Genomic DNA, 17,291 nt, shown 5'->3' on the forward strand with positions numbered 1-17,291 from the left:
CTTGACGCCGAAGACGGCGCTTCGAGACCTGGACCGCCTGCGGATGCGCGAGACGGACGACGCCAGACCGTCTTTCAAGGGAAGACGCCCCGACCTCATGGTTAACAGGCCTACAACCGGCACGGTTAATGGGGCGTCAACGCGGAGCGGGACACATCGGGCAAGGCCAAGGGGTCGCCATCCGACCACAATCGCTGTCCATAGGCGGACGACCGTGGCGCCGCACGCGCACGCGATCTTACGAGAAGGATACGGGCCAGTATGGCTCCAGCAGACAGCGCCCAGGCCTTGCGCCCCGCCTCGATCCCCGCGGATTCGACGCTCTCGCCGGCGGTCGCCTCCGCCCTGCGGACGATCGAGACCGAACGCGACGGGCTCGCCTGCTTGATGGAGTCCATCGGCAATGGGCTCGGCGCGGCGTTCACCGATGCGGTGTCGCGCATCGCCCGCGCCAAGGGACGCGCCATCCTCACGGGTATGGGCAAATCGGGCCATATCGGTCGCAAGATCGCTGCGACGCTGGCCTCGACCGGGACGCCCGCCCTGTACGTTCACCCCGCCGAGGCCAGCCATGGCGATCTGGGCATGATCCAGCCCGAAGACGTCGTGGTGGCGCTATCCTGGTCGGGCGAGACGACGGAGCTGGCCGACATCATCGGTTATGCCCGTCGCTACCGCGTCGGCCTGATCGCCATCACATCCAACAGTTCATCGACCCTGGGCCGCGAAGCCGACATCTGCCTGACCCTCCCGAAGGCGCGCGAGGCCTGTCCGAATGGCTTGGCCCCGACGACGTCCACGGCGATGCAGCTCGCCCTCGGCGATGCGCTCTCCATTGCGCTCCTCGAAGCACGCGGCTTCTCCGCGCGGGAATTCAGCATCTATCACCCGGGCGGTCGCCTCGGGGCCTCGCTGCGTCAGGTTCGCGAGGTGATGCATACCGGATCTCAGTTGCCGGTGGTCCCATGCGGGACCCCGATGCGCGCGGCCATCGCCGAGATCGATGCGAAGGGGTTCGGCTCGGTGGTCGTGGTGGACGCCGATGGACGCCTCGCGGGTATCCTCACGGACGGCGATCTACGCCGCAACGTCTTCCGCACGGATCTCGATAGCCTCGCGGTGGAGGCGCTGATGAGCGGCAAGCCACGGACGGTCGCCCCCGAAACGTTGCTCGCGAAGGCCCTGGAAATCCAGGAATCGATGAAGATCACGGCGCTGATCGTCGTCGAGGACGACCGCCCGGTCGGGCTCGTGCACTACCACGATCTGCTCCGCTCAGGCGTCGCCTGAGCCTTCAGAGGCGGCGCTCGAGCCAGCGCTGGACCGGTTTCCAGCCCGGGATCCACTTGGATCGCCATCGCGCCGCGTCCTCGGCGGCATCGCGGGCCTCGAGGCTGTCGAAGGCATGCGCGCGCTCCAGCATCTCGGCCGCGACCGCTTGTGGGTCCGGGATCGACCACCCGAAATGGAAGCCGGGCTCCTCTTCGATCATGCTCCCCGGAACGAAGTAGTACCGCGCCTGCGTGCCATTGAGCGCATCAAGCAGGGGATAGTTGGCGTGGACCGGAGGCGTCCAGTTCAACGCGAGGATCCGGCGGTTCGGCGCCGCGAAGACGGCCGTGTGAAACGCCGAGCCTGCCGTTCCAAGAACCATTTTCCGCTCCGAAAGCAGACGAACCAACTCAGGAAACCGCAGGGTCTCCGGGAAAACGATGTCCACCCCCTGCCGCGCCAGACGCTCGCACAGCACATCCTCGTTGCGCAGGCGCGAGATCCCCGATGCCAATCTTGCTTTCGACAGGTAGACCGGCCGCGTTTCCCGATCGACAGCGACTGGGTCGTAGAACGCCTCGCCGGTATAGTGCGTGAGCGTGCCGTAGATCGCATGGGTGAAGTCCTGCTCCTTCACGCTCGGCTCCGGAACCAGCAGATTCGGGATCCGCGTCACGTTCTGGAAGGTCACGAGGTCTGCAATGGTCAGATCGAAGCGGGCGAGAATGTCGGCGAGAAACGGTAGCGTCGCCCATTTCGCGTGCAGCGCATCCAGAGGTCCTTCAGCGTAGCAGAGGAGGCGCGGCTTCGGTCCCCTCCAGGTGAGGAGTGGCCAGAGGCGCGCGAAGGTGCCGAGGAGGAAATGGCCGTAATGGGTGATCAGCGGACCGATGAAGAGAGTCGGGCGATCGTCCGCCTCGTCCACGACGTCCGTCAGCATGGGATTGGCGCCAAATTCGATGATGGTGCCATCAGCATCGCACAGCGCCCAACTCCCGTCCGGGGTCGCCGGCTGATACACGGCGTTGGTCACCGCACGCAGTCCCGGAAGTGTATCGCGCTGTTCGGTCCGTCCCCATACGGTGCGGCAGCGCTGCAGCTTGGCCTTCACGCGCGGACAAGCCCCTCGAAAGAGAACCGTAAGATCTTCATACCGTCGATCTTGTCGTCACCCTCGTGAGCGTGCGTCGAATCGGCAGCGGGTGTGGCACGAACCAACGTTTCCATCATGGCCTTTCGGCTGTGTCCGAGGGCACCTATAGTTTCCTCCGCATGTCCACGCCACCTCGCCCCGTCCGTCGCCTCGATCCGATCCTCGTCGACCGTATCGCTGCGGGCGAGGTCGTTGAGCGGCCTGCCTCAGCGGTCAAGGAACTCGTCGAGAACGCGATCGATGCTGGCGCACGCAGTATCGAGGTCACGATCGAAGGAGGCGGCCGACACTTGATCCGCGTGGTCGATGACGGCGCGGGCATGGATGCAGATGATCTTGCGCTCGCCGTAGAGCGACACGCCACCTCGAAGCTTCCAGGGGGAGACCTTACCCGCATCGAAACGCTGGGTTTTCGTGGCGAGGCCCTACCCTCCATCGGCGCGGTCGCGCGCCTGACTCTTACTAGTCGCACGGCCAAGGCCGAAACGGGTGTCACCCTTACGGTCGATGCGGGCATCAAGGGCGAAGTCCGCCCGGCACCGAGCGCGCGCGGCACACGCATTGAGGTGTCCGATCTGTTCGCGGCCACACCTGCGCGACTGAAATTCCTGAAGTCCGACCGGGCCGAAACGGCGGCGATCGGCGACATCCTGCGCCGGCTCGCGGTGGCGCAGCCCGAAATCCGACTTGTCCTGCGATCGGAAAGTGGGACGCCGCTCATTTTCCCGGCCGAGACAGAAACGGGTTCTTCCGCAACCCTCCGGCGCCTGACTGGGATCTTCGGCACCGATTTCGGATCGAACTCGCTAGCCCTCGACATGGCCCGCGAGGGCTTCGCGCTTGCGGGTCATATCGGCCTGCCGAGCTTCCATCGGGGCGCTGCCAGCCAGATCCACTTCACCGTCAATGGCCGGCCGGTCCGTGACCGCCTACTGCTCGGCGCCGTGCGGGGCGCTTATGCCGATACCATGAGTTCCGACCGCCACCCGGTCCTGGCTCTGGCGATCCTGTGCGATCCGTCGCTGGTGGACGTGAACGTGCACCCGGCCAAAACCGAAGTCCGCTTTCGCGATCCCGGCCTGGTCCGGAGCCTGATCGTCAGTGCGATCCACGAGACCCTCCGTCAAGCCGGCCTGCGCGGCTCCACCACGGGCGCTGCCCGCACGTTGGACGCCTTGCGGCCGACCGGTCTCGCCGTTCATTCGGGCATCAGTACCTATCCGATCCCCTCACTGAACCGACCGGGCTCGGTGCCGTCCATTGCTGCGCCCTATCCCTACCGCCAGGCGGTTCCGCGCTCGCCGGTGCTCGCCGGATTGGCCGAGGCGCCCCAGGCCCGCTTCGCGCATGATTTCGCCCCCCCGGCGGCGGATCTGCGCCCAGGGGTGGAGCCAGCGGACGAACAGGTGCACCCCCTTGGAGCGGCGCGGGCTCAGTTGCACGAGACCTACATCGTCGCCCAGACGGCCGATGGTCTCGTCCTCGTCGATCAGCATGCCGCTCACGAGCGTCTGGTATACGAACGGCTGAAACGCGAACGCGCACGGGGCGGCATCGCCCGTCAGGGTCTGCTGATTCCCGACGTGGTGGAGATGGCTCCCGGCGAGGCGGAGCGCCTCGTCGCCGCGGCCCCCGATCTCGACCGCCTGGGCCTGACGCTCGAGCCGTTCGGCTCGGGCGCCGTCCTCGTGCGGGAGGTACCGGCCGCTCTTGCCGGCGCCTCGATCCGGACCCTCGTCACCGATATCCTCGATGCGCTCAGCCAGAGTGGTCTCGAAGACGAAAGCCCTGATGGCACCGATGCGGGTGCAGGCCCCCTCGGCCGGCGCCTGGACGCGATCCTGTCGCGGATGAGTTGCCACGGCTCGATCCGAGCGGGCCGGCGCCTGCACCCAGAGGAAATGAACGCGCTCCTGCGCGAGATGGAAGCGACGCCGCTCGCCGGCACCTGCAACCATGGCCGCCCGACCTTCGTGGAGCTGAAGCTCCACGACATCGAGCGGCTCTTCGGACGGCGCTAGGCCGCCGGCAGGTCGGAGGCGGCCTTCAGAGCACCGTCGAGGGCCTTCTGGCGGGCGTCCGGACCGAGTGCGATGCCCTCGGCGACGATGATCTCCGGGTTCGTGATGCCGATGAAACCCAGAACCACGCGCAGGTAGGTCTCGGCATGCTCCGCCGCCGCGTTCGGTGTTCCCGCTCCGTAAAGACCGCCCCGAGCAACGGCCACGATGACCCGCTTCTGCGGAACGAGGCCGACGGCGCCGCTCTCGGTGTACTTGAAGGTCTGGCCCGCCACGAGGATACGATCGATCCAGGCCTTCAGCTGCGACGAGATCGTGAAGTTGTACAGAGGCGCGCCAATCACCACGATGTCGGCGGCGAGGAATTCGGCAAGCACGGAACGGCCGAGCTCGACGTCGTGCTGGATATCAGGGGTGTTCGTCGCGTTCGGCTGGTGGCCTGCCAGGTAGGCACCCGAGAGGTGCGGAATCGGCGTCGCGGCGAGATCGCGGTAGGTGACGTCGAGGCCCGGTGTCCCCGCCGTCAGATGCGTGACGATCGCAGCCGAAACCGCACGGCTAACCGAATGATCCCCCAGAATGCTTCCGTCGACGTGCAGGAGTTTCATCTTCGATCCCCGGTATCAGAAGTGTACCGAGGCGGTATAGAGAACCAGATGCGCTCCCGCGCAAGGAGGCACATTCGTGGAACTGGGGCACAACGAGGGAACCGCGACGACCGCACAGCACACCCTGGGCGATTGCCGGGTCGTCGGCACAGTCCTGTCGCGGATCGGCGACAAGTGGTCGATCCTCGTGGTGATGATGCTGACGGATGGGCCGCGGCGCTTCAACGAACTGAAGCGCCTGGTCGGGGGCGTCTCGCAGCGGATGCTGACCTTCACCCTCCGGGGCCTCGAGCGCGACGGCTTGGTCTCACGGACCGTGTATCCCACTATTCCGCCGCGGGTGGAGTATGAACTTACGGATCTCGGGCGATCGCTGCAGGTCCCCGTTCAGGCCCTGGGGGCCTGGGCATTCTCGAATCTTCCGGCGATCCAGGAGGCGCGCAGTCGCTTCGATGAAGGCCGACCGAATTGAAGGCAGGATATTATCTCACGTCCAGTAAAGGATACGAGCCGGCAAGGTGCGCTGGATCTCTCCCGTCAGCCAAGAACGCATGGACTGCATCAGATCTCGCGGAAAGACGTACTTGACCGATCCGAATTTCGTCAGCTTGCGACTTCGTTCCGTCTCCGTCATCGGGAGATCCGAACCGGGATACCACCTTTGCAGAACGCTCTTCGAACCGGGCGTGAAGCGATGGGTGATGAGTTCAACGGTGAGATCGATGCCCTTCACGCCCGACAGCGCCGCGGCGACATCCCGTATCAAGCCGGCATAGGCGTCCCGCCAGTTCGGGACCGGCAGGATCGGCGCGATGGTGAGGCCGACCGGATAGCCAACCTCCGCGACCTCCCGGAGGGCCGCCAGGCGCGCATCCAAACTCGCCGTTCCCCCCTCGTAGCGAGCGGCCGAGCGCGCATTCACGGAGAACCGGATGCGGGTACGCCGGTTGTGGGCAAGGCCGAGCAAGGGCTGCACGGCCGCGAACTTGGTGGTGAAGCGAAGTTGGACCGGTGCGTCCCAGGCGCCGAAGCGGGTGATGGCGGCCGAGAGCGAGCCGGTGAGATGTTCGATGCCGAGGGGATCGGTGTAGCACGAGGCCTCGAAGGTGGTGCCTTCCTGGGCGCGGTTGGCCTGGGTCGAGGTGATGGCGCCCTGGCCGAGATAGGCCGGCAGGTTGTCGAGGATCGCGTCGAGGTTCGCGTAGGCCCGCGTCACCGGGGGGCCCGAGAGAGAGCCCGCCAGATAGCAGTACTGGCAATGGGCCGGGCAGCCCTCGGCGAGGTCGAAGCGCCAGTCGGCGCTCGGGGGAATTGGCTGGAGTTTCAGCTTGGTCGGTGGGGCGACGACGATGGCGAGGGTCGCCTTCGCCTCGCGATACGCGATCCGTGGGTCCGAATTTCGTAAGCCCGTCAGACGGTTGGCGGCCAAGCGCTCGACCGGTAACCCGAGGGCCTCGGCGCGGGCCACCATCGCGCGGCCGTGCGCGTGCTCCAGGGCGGCCGGGGTGACGAGGACGCGGCGCGGTCGCCAGAGGCGGGACGGGCGCGGGTCGGAGGCGGGCTCGGACGCGACCGGATCGATCTCGGCGGCGTCGGTTCGGGGTTCGGCGAGGACCATACCGGAGGAACGCGCCCGGGTGCCGCGGGGGTCCGCCGCGCGCGCGTCGGTCGCGCCGGTATACCACGCAGGTCGCGTCGAGGTCGCGCGTCAGGCGGCGTAGCGCACGTAGGCGAGGGCGGTGTCGCCGTAGACCCGGCGCTCCAGCTCGGTGAATCCGGGCGGCAGGGCGACGTGGACACTCGCGGATTCCTCGACGACCGCGAGGGCGCCGGGAGCGAGCCAGCCGCCGGTGGCCGCGCTGGCCAGGGCGGCCGGAGCGAGGTCGCGGTGGTAGGGCGGGTCGCAGAACACGAGGGAGAAGGTACCGCTGGTACCGGCCGGGCCGAGTCGGGTGGCGTCGCGCCGGAACAGGCGGGTCGCCCCTTCGGCGCCGAAGGATTCGATGTTCTCCCGAATCAGGGCGCGGGCCTCGGCGCCCTCGTCGACCAGGAGGGCGTAGGCCGCACCGCGCGACAGGGCTTCGAAGCTCAGCGCCCCGGTGCCGGCGAACAGGTCGAGGACCCGGGCCCCGGCGACGGCGTCGTCATAGGCGTGCGCGAGGACGTTGAAGAGCGCCTCGCGCAGGCGGTCCGAGGTCGGCCGGATCGCGTCGGTCTTCGGCGTGGCGAGGCGGCGACCGCGGTGATCGCCGCCGACGATCCTCACCGGCTGCCACCGCGGGGCGGACGGGCGCCGCCGGGCTTGCCCCCACCGGAGCCGCCGCGGCTGAAACCGCCCGGCTTGCCACCGGGCTTGCTGAAACCGCCGGGTTTGCCACCGGCCTTGAAACCGCCGCCGGGCTTGCCGGCCCCCTTGAAGCCGCTGCGCTCGCCGTCCGGGCGGGTGCCCTTGAAGCTGCCACGGTCGCCGTCCGGGCGAGTGCCCTTGTAGCCACCGCGCTCGCCGTCCGGGCGGGTGCCCTTGAAGCCGCCACGGTCGCCGCCGGGGCGGTCGTTGCCACGGAAGCCGCTGGGCTTGTCGCCCCGGAAGCCGTCGCGGCGGTCGTCCCGGGCCGGCGCGCCGCGGGAGGCCGGACGGGCGCCACGGTCGTCGCCGCCCTCGGCGCGATTCGCGTTGCCGCGGAAGGGGCCGCGGGGGCGGTCCTCGCTCCCGCGCGGGGGACCACGGCGCTCGGCACCGTCCTGCGAGCGGAAGTTCCCGCGCGGACGGTCGTCGTCCCGGCGCGGCGGCCGGCCTTCGCTGCCGAAGCCGCGAGCGGGCCGGTCACCGGCGGGGCGAGACTCCGAGGCACGGTCGTCGGCCTGCCGGAACGGACGGCCCTGGGCCTCGGCGCGGGGGAAGCGGCCCTCGCGGGGGGCGGCCTCGTCCCCGCGACGGCGCACGGCGCTGTCGCGGCGATGCGGCTCGGCGGCCGGTTCCTGCGGGCTCGACTTCAGGCGCTCCACGAGGACACGGCGCTCGCCGGTGCTGATGGCGCCGACGCGCTCGCGTCCCCGGGCGGCGGCCGTCTCGCGCTCGACCTTCGGGTCGGCTCCCCGGCGCGGGATCTTGACCCGCCGGGTCCCATCCTCAGTTTTGGCCTCGTCCTCGGCGCGCCAGACGGAGCGGCGCGGACCGGCGCTGTTGCCGCCAGTAGGCACGCGGGCGGGCTTGGCCGGCGCCATCGGGCGGCCGCCGCCGCGCGGCCCCTCGTCGTCGGTGCCCCGGGTGTCGCGGCGCTGGGCGGCCGAGGCGCTGCGGGCGGGCTGCTTGGCCTGCTGCTTCGGCGAGCCGAAGGGCGCGATCGGCTCGCGCACCGGGCTCTCGAAATCGACGCCGGCCTGTTCCGAGAGGGCCGGACCGAGCTGTTCCTTCAGCACCTTGGTGCGGATCTCCTCCGCCAGGCCCGCTTCGAGGTCGCCGAGCTGGAACGGCCCGAACGAGAGGCGGATCAGCCGGTTCACCGCGAGCCCGAGATGCTCGAGGATGCGCTTGACCTCGCGGTTCTTGCCCTCGCGCAGGCCGAGGGTGATCCAGAGGTTGTCGCCGGACGCCCGGTCGAGGGTCGCCTCCACCGGACCGTAATCCATGCCGTCGATGGTCACGCCCCGGCGCAGCTTGTCGAGCTCGGCCTGGGTGGTGTCGCCATGGGCGCGCACGCGGTAGCGGCGCAGCCAGCCGGTATCCGGATGGGCCACGACCTTGGCGAGGCCGCCATCGTTGGTGAGGAGCAGCAGCCCCTCGGTGTTGATGTCGAGGCGGCCGATGGCGACGACGCGGGGCAGGTCCTCGGGCAGGTTGTCGAAGACGGTCTGGCGGCCTTCCGGGTCGCGCGCCGTGGTCACGAGGCCGCGGGGCTTGTGGTAGATCCACAGGCGCGTGCGCTCGCGGGCCGGCAGCGGCTCGCCGTCGACGGTAATCCGGTCATCGGGGGTCACGTTCATCGCCGGCGAGGTCAGGACCCGCCCGTTGAGGGTGACCCGGCCCTGCTCGATCATCGCCTCGGCATCCCGGCGCGAGGCGATGCCCGCGCGGGCGATGGCCTTGGCGATGCGGTCGCCCTCGGGCGTGCCCTCGTCGCGGGCGGGACCGCCGGACGCGGCGGCCGCGGTCCCCGGCTGGGCGGCCTTCGCCACGGCGGTCGTTGCCATGGCGGTCCTGCGGCGCAGGGGCGCGTCGCCGCCGCGGGGCATGGCGGCGTGCCGGACCTTCGGCTTCTCCTCGGCCGAAGGGCCGGGAATGCCGGCATCGGTCGCCGGAGCCCAGGACCCGGCCGGGGCCTTCGACTCGGAAGAGGTCGTGGCGGCGGCCTGCGGCGCCGCCGCCTCGGCCGGCGTCGCCTTGGCGCGCTTGGGCGCAGCCTCGACCGCCGGCCTGGCGACGGACGCGTCCGCCGCGGGCGCGGGAGGCTCGGCGGCGACAGCCTCGCTCGGCGCGGCTTCGGGTGCCTTGGCCTTGGAGGGCTTCGCCGTCGTGGGCTTGGCCGTTGTGGGCTTGGCCGTCCCGGGCTTGGCCGCGGACGGCTCCGCCGCTGCGCTCGCGGCCTCGGGCGCTACGGTGGAGGCCTCCTTCGAGACGTCCTGGGACGCCTCGGCCTTGGCCGGCTTGGCTTTCGCGGCTTTCGGCTTCGCCGTGTCGACGGGTTCGGCGCCCGCCGCAGCCTTGGCCGACGCGGCATCGGCCGTCGCAGGCTTGCCCGTCTCAGCCTTCGGCTTGGCGGAGGCCGCCTTCGGGGCCTTGGACGTCACGGTCCCCGCCGCGAGCGTGTCCTCGGACGCGGACGGCTTCGCGGACTTCGCTTTCGAAGGCGTCGCACCGGACGCCGGGGTGTCCGAAGCCGTCGCGGTCACCGTCTTGCCAGCGCCGGCCTTGCCCGCACCCGTCTTGGCGGCGTCCGCCGTCTCAGGCTTGGCCTTCGCGGCCTTGGCCGCCTTGGCGGGCGGGCTCGCCGCCCCCTCGGCCGCCCCTGCGGCGGGCGCGGACGCGCGGGCCTTCGCTGGCGCGGTCTGGGTGGACACCGCCACGGTCTTGCTCGACGGGTTTGCCGAAGCCTTGGGCTTCGAACGGGAGGTCTTGGCAGGCACGTCCTCAGACTTGCCCATCGTATCGTCAGTCTTGTCGGTCATGCCTGCCCCATAACAGAGCGGGCGCGTTGTTGCGAGTGATCCCGCGCGCAAGGGCCGCGGGTTCGGTGGATGCAGTCCCCAAACATGCGAAAAGGCGGCTCGCGCCGCCTTTCCGAGATCATCGTCGCCGGATGCGAGATCCGGGGTCGAAAGACTTAGAGCTTGCTCTTGACCGCGTCGGCGGCGTTCTTGACGCCGTCCTTGGCATCGCCGACCGTCTTCTGGGTCTCGCCCTTCAGCTCCTGGGCCTTGCCCTCGGCCTTCAGCTTGTCGTTATCGGTCACGTTGCCGATGCCCTGCTTGACGTTGCCGACAGCCTCGTTAGCGAGACCCTTGATCTTGTCGGTGGTGCTGCTCATCGTGCGCTCCTCGTCTTCGGGTTGGCGGTCGGCGTCGTCTCGGCCGTGCCGCATTACCCATCCCAACGGCCACGCCCGAGCGATGTTCCGGGTTTTAACATCCTCGTGAAGCCATTCCACGAACGGCTTCGGCTTCTGCTCGGTGCGGGGGCTCCATCGGCGCGCCGCGCTCGAACAATCCGCGTGCGAAGACGGCGGCGATGTCCCATGGCGGTGACGAAGCCGCCGTCGGGCCCGACCTGCCGTCGCTGAACCGCCAGCCGGGGGTCGCAGGGCTTTCGTGCCGACGGTGCCGAGGGTTCCTCGGGTGCAGCCCATTGCGAAGCAGCGTCGCGGTCGCCAAGGATCGGGCGCCAGGGATCGGGCGCCGATCCGCAGGACTCCGTCATGCCCGAGACCGATCCGTCCGCCACCGACCCCCTCAGCCACGCCTTCGCGGCGGCACGTCGGGCGGCGGCGGAGGGGGAGGTTCCGGTGGGTGCGGCGGTGGTGCGGGATGGGGTGGTCCTCGCCGTGGCGCACAATCGCCCGCGGGCCCTGCGCGATCCGACCGCCCATGCGGAGATTCTGGCGATCCGGGCCGCCTGCCAGGCCCTCGACGACGAACGCCTGAGCGGATGCGACCTCTACGTCACCCTGGAGCCCTGCGCGATGTGTGCGGCCGCGATCGCCTTCGCGCGGATCCGACGGCTGTACTTCTCGGCCGCGGACCCGAAGGGCGGTGCCGTGGAGAACGGGCCGCGCTTCTTTAACCAGCCGACCTGCCATCACAGTCCGGAGGTCTATGGCGGCTTCCGGGAAGCCGAGGCCGCCGGGTTGCTGCGGGATTTCTTCGCCGAACGCCGCCTGCCCTGAGAGTTCAGCTGCCGCCCCCGCCGCCGGTGCTGGCGATCGGCGTCTGGGTCTACGCGGCGTTACCGGACGCGCCGGACGCGTTCGAGGCACTTGGAGGCCCCAGTGGCTCCGGGGGCGACGGTGCCGATCGAACCCGGGTCCCCATTATCGATGCCGCCGGGCCAGACGATCCCTTCGCCGACGACGCCCGGAATCGTCAGGCGCGGCGGCCGGGGGGCTCGATCTCGGCGCGGGCATTGCTCGGCGCCAACGCCAGGGAGCCGCCGGCGAGGACCAGGGAAAGGGCGGTGGGGACGATCCGCATGAGGTCCTTCCCGAGATGGGCGTGACCCGGTCGGTGCCGGACCGACACGGATCAATCCCGGTGGTTTCGAGCCTTGCCGGGGCGCGATCGCCGAAGATCAGGCGGCCGCCAAAGGTTTCGAGACGTCTTCCAGGGATTTCCCCTCGGCCGCCGTGCCGAAGAGACCGCCCACGACCGCCGCCACGGCCATCAGGGTCGCGCCGATGAGGTAGCCGACCAGCACGTAGTCCCGCGAGCCGGTCTCCACCAGGGCGCCGAACAGGAGCGGCCCGGAGACGCCGCCGATGCCGGTGCCCAGCGCGTAGAACACCGCGATGGCCAGGGCCCGGATCTCCAGGGGGAAGGTCTCCGCGACGGTGAGGTAAGCCGCGCTGGCGGCGGCGGAGGCGAAGAAGAACACCACCATCCAGGCCGCCGTCTGGCCCACCGGGCCGAACACGTCGATCTTGAACAGGTAGCCGGTGATCGCCAGCAGGACCGCCGAGATGCCGTAGGTGAAGGCGATCATGGGACGGCGGCCGATGGTGTCGAACAGGCGCCCGAGGAGCACGGGACCCAGGAAGGAGCCCAGGGCGAACGGCAGCAGGTACCAACCGACATGGTCGCCCGGCACGTTGTAGAACCGCTGCAGCACCAGGGCGTAGGTGAAGAACAGGGCGTTGTAGAAGAAGGCCTGCGCCACCATCAGGGCGAGGCCGACGAACGTCTGCCGGCGGTGACCGACCAGCATGGTGCCGAACACCTCCTTGAGGGGGGTGTGGCTGCGGGTCCTGAGCTTCATGCGCTTGCCCTCGTCGATCGGCGGCAGGGTGTGGCCCTCGTCGGTGAAGCGCTTCTCGATGGCGGTGACCACGCGGTCGGCCTCGGCGACGTAGCCGTGGGTGGCGAGCCAGCGCGGGCTCTCGGGAATCCAGGTGCGCAGGAGGAGGATGACGAGGCCGATGCCGCCGCCGACGAAGAAGGCGATGCGCCAGCCCCAGGCCGGGTCGATCATGCCCGGGCGCAGCACCACGATGGAGAGGAACGAGCCCATCGCCGCGCCGATCCAGAACGAGCCGTTGATGACGAGGTCGGTCCAGCCGCGCACGCGAGCCGGCACGAGTTCCTGGATCGTCGAGTTGATGGCCGTGTATTCGCCACCGATGCCGGCGCCCGTGAGGAAGCGGAACAGGCAGAAGCTGTATATATTCCAGGACAGGCCCGTGGCGGCGGTGGCGGCGAGGTAGAGCGCCAGGGTGATGAAGAAGAGCTTCTTGCGGCCGATGCGGTCGGTCAGCCAGCCGAAGCCCAGCGCGCCCGTAACGGCGCCGACGAGGTAGGAACTCGCCGCGAGGCCGATGTCGAACTCGGTGAAGCTCATGGGCTCGGCTCGCAGCGCGCCCACGAGGGAGCCCGCGAGGGTGACTTCGAGGCCGTCGAGCACCCAGGTGATGCCCAGCGCCACGATGACGAGGACGTGGAAGCGCCCCCAGGGCAGGCGGTCGAGCCGGGCGGAGATGTCGGTGTCGATCACGGTTCCCATCGGGACCCGCTCCGGCGTCGTCCCCGCGCTCGCGCTGCCCCGGTCCGCCACGGCCTTGGTTGCCATCGAATCCTCGTTAACCGTGCAGTACGACAGTTGTTGGCAATCCGGCGCGGTGCCCGGCGGTTCCGCCAAGCTTCACGCAAAGGTTAAGTCATCTCCGCTGAACTCGGCAGGCTCTCCCGGACGCCCTGCCGATGCCTGCCCGCGTGTCTTCCGCCCTGCTTCTCGCCCTCACCGCCCTCGGGGTCCCGCCCGCCGCCGCATCCGAAGCGGGACGCGGCGCGGCGGCGCGGCCCCTCGATCCGTGGCGACTGCGGCCGAGCGACGTCGTGCCGGCGGAGGCGGGCCCTGCGCGGGACGCCAAGGGCCGGCCGGTCTCGGAGATCCCGGAAGAGCGGCGCGTGGTCCGGGTGGTTTATCCCGGACTCACCAATCCGCGCTGAGACGCGGGTCGAGGGCCTCGGCGAGGCCGTCGCCCAGCACGTTCAGTGCCACCAGGGTGGCGACGAGGAACCCGGCCGGGGCGGCGAGCATCCAGGGGGCGGATTCGATGGCCCGTGCGCCCTCGGCGATCAGGGCGCCCCAGCTCGTGGACGGTTCCTGCACGCCGAGCCCGAGGAAGGAGAGGAAGCTTTCCAGCAGGATCACCTTGGGGACCAGCAGGGTCGCCGCCACGGTGACGGGCCCGAGGGTGTTGGGGACGATGTGCCGGCGCAGGATCGCGACCGCGGAGAGGCCGAGCGCCTCGGCGGCGCGCACGAAGTCGCGGTGGCGCAGCGACAGGGTCTGCGCCCGGGTGATCCGGGCCATGTCGAGCCATTCCACCGCGCCGATGGCGACGAGGATCAGCCCGAGCCCGGCCCGGAAGAACACCAGCAGCAGGATGACGAAGAACACGAAGGGCAGGGCGTAGAGCACGTCGACGCCGCGCATCATCACCGCGTCGACCCGGCCGCCGGCATAGCCCGCCACCGCCCCGTAGGTGACGCCGATGAGGAGCGCGACGCCGGTGGCGACGAGGCCGATGAGGAGCGAGATCCGGCCGGCGACGAGGCTGCGCGTAAGGAGGTCGCGCCCGAGCACGTCGGTGCCGAGGGGAAAAAAGAGCCGCCGCACCGGCGCCTCGACCACGAGGCGGCGCCCCTCGGCTTCCCGCGACAGGATGGTGGCGGGGCCGAAGAGGTCCGAGCGGGGCAGGTAGCTCAGCACCCGCGCGTTGATCGGGTTCGGCGCCGACAGGGTGACGCGCAGGCGCCCGTCCGCGACCCGGATGTCCGCGGCCGTCACCCGCATGCGGAAGGCGAGGCGCTCCACCGCCGGCGCGATGGCCTCGGGGCGCGGATGGGCCCGGAGCGAGGGCGCGGTGCGCACGAGGTCGGGATAGATCCGGCCCGGATCGTGGCCGGTGAGCGGGGGACCGGCGAGGCAGGCGAGGGCGACCAGCCCCAGGACGGCGAGGGCCGCCAGGGCATTCCCGTTGCGGGCGAGGCGCCCGAGGACGCGCCTCACCGGGCCGCCCGCAGGCGCGGGTCGAGAAGGCCGGAGAGGAGGTCGGCCACGAGGTTGAGGGCGATGACGAAGACGGCCACCAGCACGGCGGTGCCCATCACCAGGGTGTAGTCGCGGTTGAGCGCCCCGTCGACGAAGTAGCGGCCGATGCCGGGCAGGCCGAAAATGGTCTCGACCACCACCGAGCCGGTGAGCAGCGAGGCCGCCGTCGGCCCGAGGATCGCCACCACCGGCAGCAGGGCCCCGCGCAGGGCGTGGCGGGCGATGCGGTGCGGCGGCAGGCCCATGGCGCGCTGGGTCCGGACCGGCTGCGCGGCCAGCACCTCCGCCAGGGCGGCGCGGGTGAGGCGGGCGAGCGCCCCGACCTGGGGCAGGGCCAGGGTGACCACCGGGAGCACGAGGTTGGCCGGCGCGCCGTTCTCCCAGCTGCCCACCGGCAGCCAGCGCAAGGTCAGGCCGAACACGATCTGCAGCAGGGGCGCCACCACGAAGGTCGGCACCGCGAGCGTCAGGCCGGCGGTGAGGCCGACGAGGCGGTCGGCGGCGCTGCCCCGGCGGAAGGCCGCCAGCGCGCCGAGGCCGATGCCGAGCACCAGGGCGAGCGCCAGGGCGAGGGCGCCCAGCGTCATCGAGACCGGCAGGCCGCGGGCGAACAGGTCGCCGACGGTGAGGTCGCGAAACGAGAAGGAGGGCCCAAAATCACCGGTGAGCAGGGCGCCGAGGTAGCGCCCGTACTGGGCGATCAGCGGCTGGTCGAGGCCGTAGACCCGGGCGAGGTTGGCCATGGCGGCCGGGGGCAGGGGCCGCTCCAGGTCGAAGGGCCCGCCCGGGGCGAGGCGGATCAGGAAGAAGCTCGCGGTGACCACGGCGAACAGGGTCGGGATCGCCTGGAGGAGGCGGCGCAGGACGAAGCCGATCACACCGTCAGCCTCAGGAACCGGGTCGGCGCGGCGTTGCGCAGGTTCGGGTGATAGCCGGCGAGGCGCGGGGCGATCAGGGCCTTCGAGCGGGTGTGCATCACCGGGATCCAGGGCAGCTCGGTGACCACGATCGTTTCGGCCGCGGAGAGGAGGTCGGCCCGTCGGGTGATGTCGCGCTCGGCCGCCGCCCGCCGCATCAGGGCGTCGTAGGCCGGGTTGCTGTAGCGGCCCGGGTTGAGGCCGTCATTGCCCGTCTCCAGCAGGAACAGGAAGTTCTGCGGATCGGAATAGTCCGCGATCCAGGACATGCGCGCCACGTCGAAGGCGCCGCCGTCGCGCAGGTAGGCGAAGTGGGTCTTGGCGTCGGTGTAGACGAAGCGGGTCTCGATCCCGATGCCGCGCCACATGTCGGCGATGGCGAGCGCCGTGTTGCGGTTGTTGTCGCTGGTGTTGAAGCGATACTCGAGCCGCAGGGGCCGGCCTTCGCCGAAGCCGGCGGCCGCCAGCAGCGCCCGGGCCTCGTCCTCGCGATCGATCGGCAGGGCCTCGCGGCCTTCGGTCTCGGGCGGCCTGCGATAATGGTCGAGGCCGGGCGGGCAGAGGGAATAGGCCGGGTCCATGGTCCCGCCCCAGAGCTGGCTCGCCAGGAACTCGCGGTCGATGACGAGGGAGAGGGCGCGCCGGACCCGGACGTCGTCGAAGGGCGCCTTGCGGGTGTTCACCGCGAGCGCATAGAGGCCGAGTGAGGGGCCGAGCACCACTTCGGAGCCGAAGCGCGCCTTGAGCGAAGCGATCTGGTCGCCGGGCAGGTCGGCCAGCGAATCGATCTCGCCGGCCGCGTAGCGCCGGACCGCGCTGGACAGGTCCGGCGTCGGCAGGAAGGCCACCTGCGGGATCGCGACCGTGGCCGCCGCATGAAAATGCGGGTTGCGCTCCAGGGTGATGCGGTCGTTCGGCACCATCTCCCTCAGGCGGTAGGGGCCATTGGTCACGCTGTTGCCGGCCCGGGCGAAAGCATCGCCGTGGCGGGCCAGGGAGGGCGGATGCACGGGCAGCGAGGTCTGGTGCGTCAGGAGTTCGAGCAGGTACGGCGTCGGCTGCTCCAGGGTCAGCACCAGGCGCCGCTCGTCCGGGGCGACGACCCCGAGGGCCTCGGGGGGCAGTCCGCCCTGGTTCACCGCCCGGGCGTTCTTCAGGGGGAACAGGATCTCGGCGTATTTCGCCGCCGTGGCGGGGGCGAGGATGCGCCGGAGGGCGAAGACGAAGTCCCCGGCTAAGACCGGGTCGCCGTTCGACCAGCGCCCGTCGGCGCGCAGGGTGAAGTCGTAGGTCAGGCGATCCTCGGACACGGTCCAGGCGGTGGCCGCCCCCGGAATGATCGCGCCATAATTGTCGTAGGTGAGCAGGCCCTCGTAGAGGTCGCGCAGGATATGCGCCTCGGCCACCGTCGAGGATTTATGCGGGTCCAGGGTCTCGGGGTCCGCATCGTTGCCGCGCCGGTAGAGGTTCGCCGGCGCGGCCACGGCCCGGCCGAGGCCCCCGGCGGCCAGGAGCGCCGCGCCGCCGACGAGCCAGTGCCGCCGATGCGGGCGCCGCATC

General features: G+C 70.4%; 15 protein-coding genes. 5 read left to right on the forward strand and 10 right to left on the reverse strand.

The features are described from left to right. Window positions 1-261 precede the first annotated feature (261 nt). Window positions 262-1,290 (forward strand): KpsF/GutQ family sugar-phosphate isomerase, encoded by a 1,029-nt coding sequence (locus tag ASG51_RS01120; protein ID WP_056353986.1) that lies wholly within the window; start codon window positions 262-264, stop codon window positions 1,288-1,290. Window positions 1,291-1,294: 4 nt separating this feature from the next. Here ASG51_RS01120 and ASG51_RS01125 read toward each other — a convergent pair whose 3' ends face one another. Then, entirely contained in the window at window positions 1,295-2,383 is a 1,089-nt protein-coding gene (locus ASG51_RS01125; RefSeq protein WP_056378523.1) for a glycosyltransferase family 61 protein, read from the reverse strand. A 161-nt stretch (window positions 2,384-2,544) separates the two neighbouring features. On the opposite strand from ASG51_RS01125, the gene mutL reads away from it, so the two are divergent. After that, window positions 2,545-4,446, forward strand: coding sequence for a DNA mismatch repair endonuclease MutL (mutL, locus tag ASG51_RS01130; RefSeq protein ID WP_056378924.1), 1,902 nt, complete (start codon window positions 2,545-2,547; stop codon window positions 4,444-4,446). On the opposite strand, the gene ASG51_RS01135 is transcribed toward mutL, so the two are convergent. Further along, entirely contained in the window at window positions 4,443-5,054 is a 612-nt protein-coding gene (locus tag ASG51_RS01135; protein ID WP_056378524.1) for an NAD(P)H-dependent oxidoreductase, read from the reverse strand. The genes mutL and ASG51_RS01135 overlap by 4 nt on opposite strands. 76 nt (window positions 5,055-5,130) lie before the next feature. On the opposite strand from ASG51_RS01135, the gene ASG51_RS01140 reads away from it, so the two are divergent. Further along, on the forward strand, window positions 5,131-5,526 hold the full coding sequence (locus ASG51_RS01140) for a helix-turn-helix domain-containing protein (RefSeq protein WP_056272635.1): 396 nt from the start codon (window positions 5,131-5,133) through the stop codon (window positions 5,524-5,526). A gap of 15 nt (window positions 5,527-5,541) precedes the next feature. Here ASG51_RS01140 and ASG51_RS01145 read toward each other — a convergent pair whose 3' ends face one another. The 4 genes from ASG51_RS01145 to ASG51_RS01165 all read right to left on the reverse strand — a co-directional run bounded on the left by ASG51_RS01145 (window position 5,542) and on the right by ASG51_RS01165 (window position 10,579). Beyond that, window positions 5,542-6,672 carry a radical SAM protein gene (locus tag ASG51_RS01145; RefSeq protein WP_056378526.1) on the reverse strand — a complete coding sequence of 377 codons (1,131 nt, stop codon included), beginning with the start codon at window positions 6,670-6,672 and terminating at the stop codon, window positions 5,542-5,544. A gap of 90 nt (window positions 6,673-6,762) precedes the next feature. Next, the gene (gene rsmD, locus ASG51_RS01150; protein ID WP_056378528.1) at window positions 6,763-7,320 is read right to left on the reverse strand and encodes a 16S rRNA (guanine(966)-N(2))-methyltransferase RsmD; all 558 of its coding nucleotides are present in this window, start codon (window positions 7,318-7,320) and stop codon (window positions 6,763-6,765) included. Continuing rightward, on the reverse strand, window positions 7,317-9,287 hold the full coding sequence (locus ASG51_RS23050; protein ID WP_156389543.1) for a pseudouridine synthase: 1,971 nt from the start codon (window positions 9,285-9,287) through the stop codon (window positions 7,317-7,319). Before ASG51_RS23050 ends, rsmD begins: the two co-directional genes overlap by 4 nt. Window positions 9,288-10,375: 1,088 nt before the next feature. Continuing rightward, window positions 10,376-10,579: a CsbD family protein gene (locus ASG51_RS01165; protein ID WP_056211453.1), complete on the reverse strand. Its 204-nt coding sequence runs from the start codon at window positions 10,577-10,579 to the stop codon at window positions 10,376-10,378. 387 nt (window positions 10,580-10,966) lie between these two features. Between ASG51_RS01165 and ASG51_RS01170 the strand changes: the two genes are divergently transcribed. After that, window positions 10,967-11,434 (forward strand): nucleoside deaminase, encoded by a 468-nt coding sequence (locus ASG51_RS01170; protein WP_056272625.1) that lies wholly within the window; start codon window positions 10,967-10,969, stop codon window positions 11,432-11,434. 401 nt (window positions 11,435-11,835) lie between these two features. On the opposite strand, the gene ASG51_RS01175 is transcribed toward ASG51_RS01170, so the two are convergent. Beyond that, window positions 11,836-13,326, reverse strand: a complete 1,491-nt coding sequence (locus ASG51_RS01175; protein WP_056211171.1) for an MFS transporter — start codon at window positions 13,324-13,326, stop codon at window positions 11,836-11,838. Between the two features lie 131 nt (window positions 13,327-13,457). Here ASG51_RS01175 and ASG51_RS01180 point away from each other — a divergent pair, with 131 nt between their 5' ends. After that, window positions 13,458-13,706: a hypothetical protein gene (locus tag ASG51_RS01180; protein WP_056211173.1), complete on the forward strand. Its 249-nt coding sequence runs from the start codon at window positions 13,458-13,460 to the stop codon at window positions 13,704-13,706. Here the strand turns inward: ASG51_RS01180 and ASG51_RS01185 are convergent. Genes ASG51_RS01185 through ASG51_RS01195 form a run of 3 tightly spaced genes read right to left on the reverse strand, consistent with a single transcriptional unit; the run spans window position 13,690 to window position 17,290 of the window. Beyond that, entirely contained in the window at window positions 13,690-14,772 is a 1,083-nt protein-coding gene (locus ASG51_RS01185) for an ABC transporter permease (protein WP_056378531.1), read from the reverse strand. The genes ASG51_RS01180 and ASG51_RS01185 overlap by 17 nt on opposite strands. Continuing rightward, window positions 14,769-15,692, reverse strand: coding sequence for an ABC transporter permease subunit (locus tag ASG51_RS01190; protein ID WP_056378533.1), 924 nt, complete (start codon window positions 15,690-15,692; stop codon window positions 14,769-14,771). Before ASG51_RS01190 ends, ASG51_RS01185 begins: the two co-directional genes overlap by 4 nt. Continuing rightward, window positions 15,689-17,290: a peptide ABC transporter substrate-binding protein gene (locus ASG51_RS01195; protein ID WP_056378535.1), complete on the reverse strand. Its 1,602-nt coding sequence runs from the start codon at window positions 17,288-17,290 to the stop codon at window positions 15,689-15,691. The genes ASG51_RS01190 and ASG51_RS01195 overlap by 4 nt, the downstream gene beginning before the upstream one ends. Window position 17,291: the final 1 nt, after the last annotated feature.

Source organism: Methylobacterium sp. Leaf465 (genome assembly GCF_001424705.1).
Classification (GTDB): Bacteria; Pseudomonadota; Alphaproteobacteria; order Rhizobiales; family Beijerinckiaceae; genus Methylobacterium.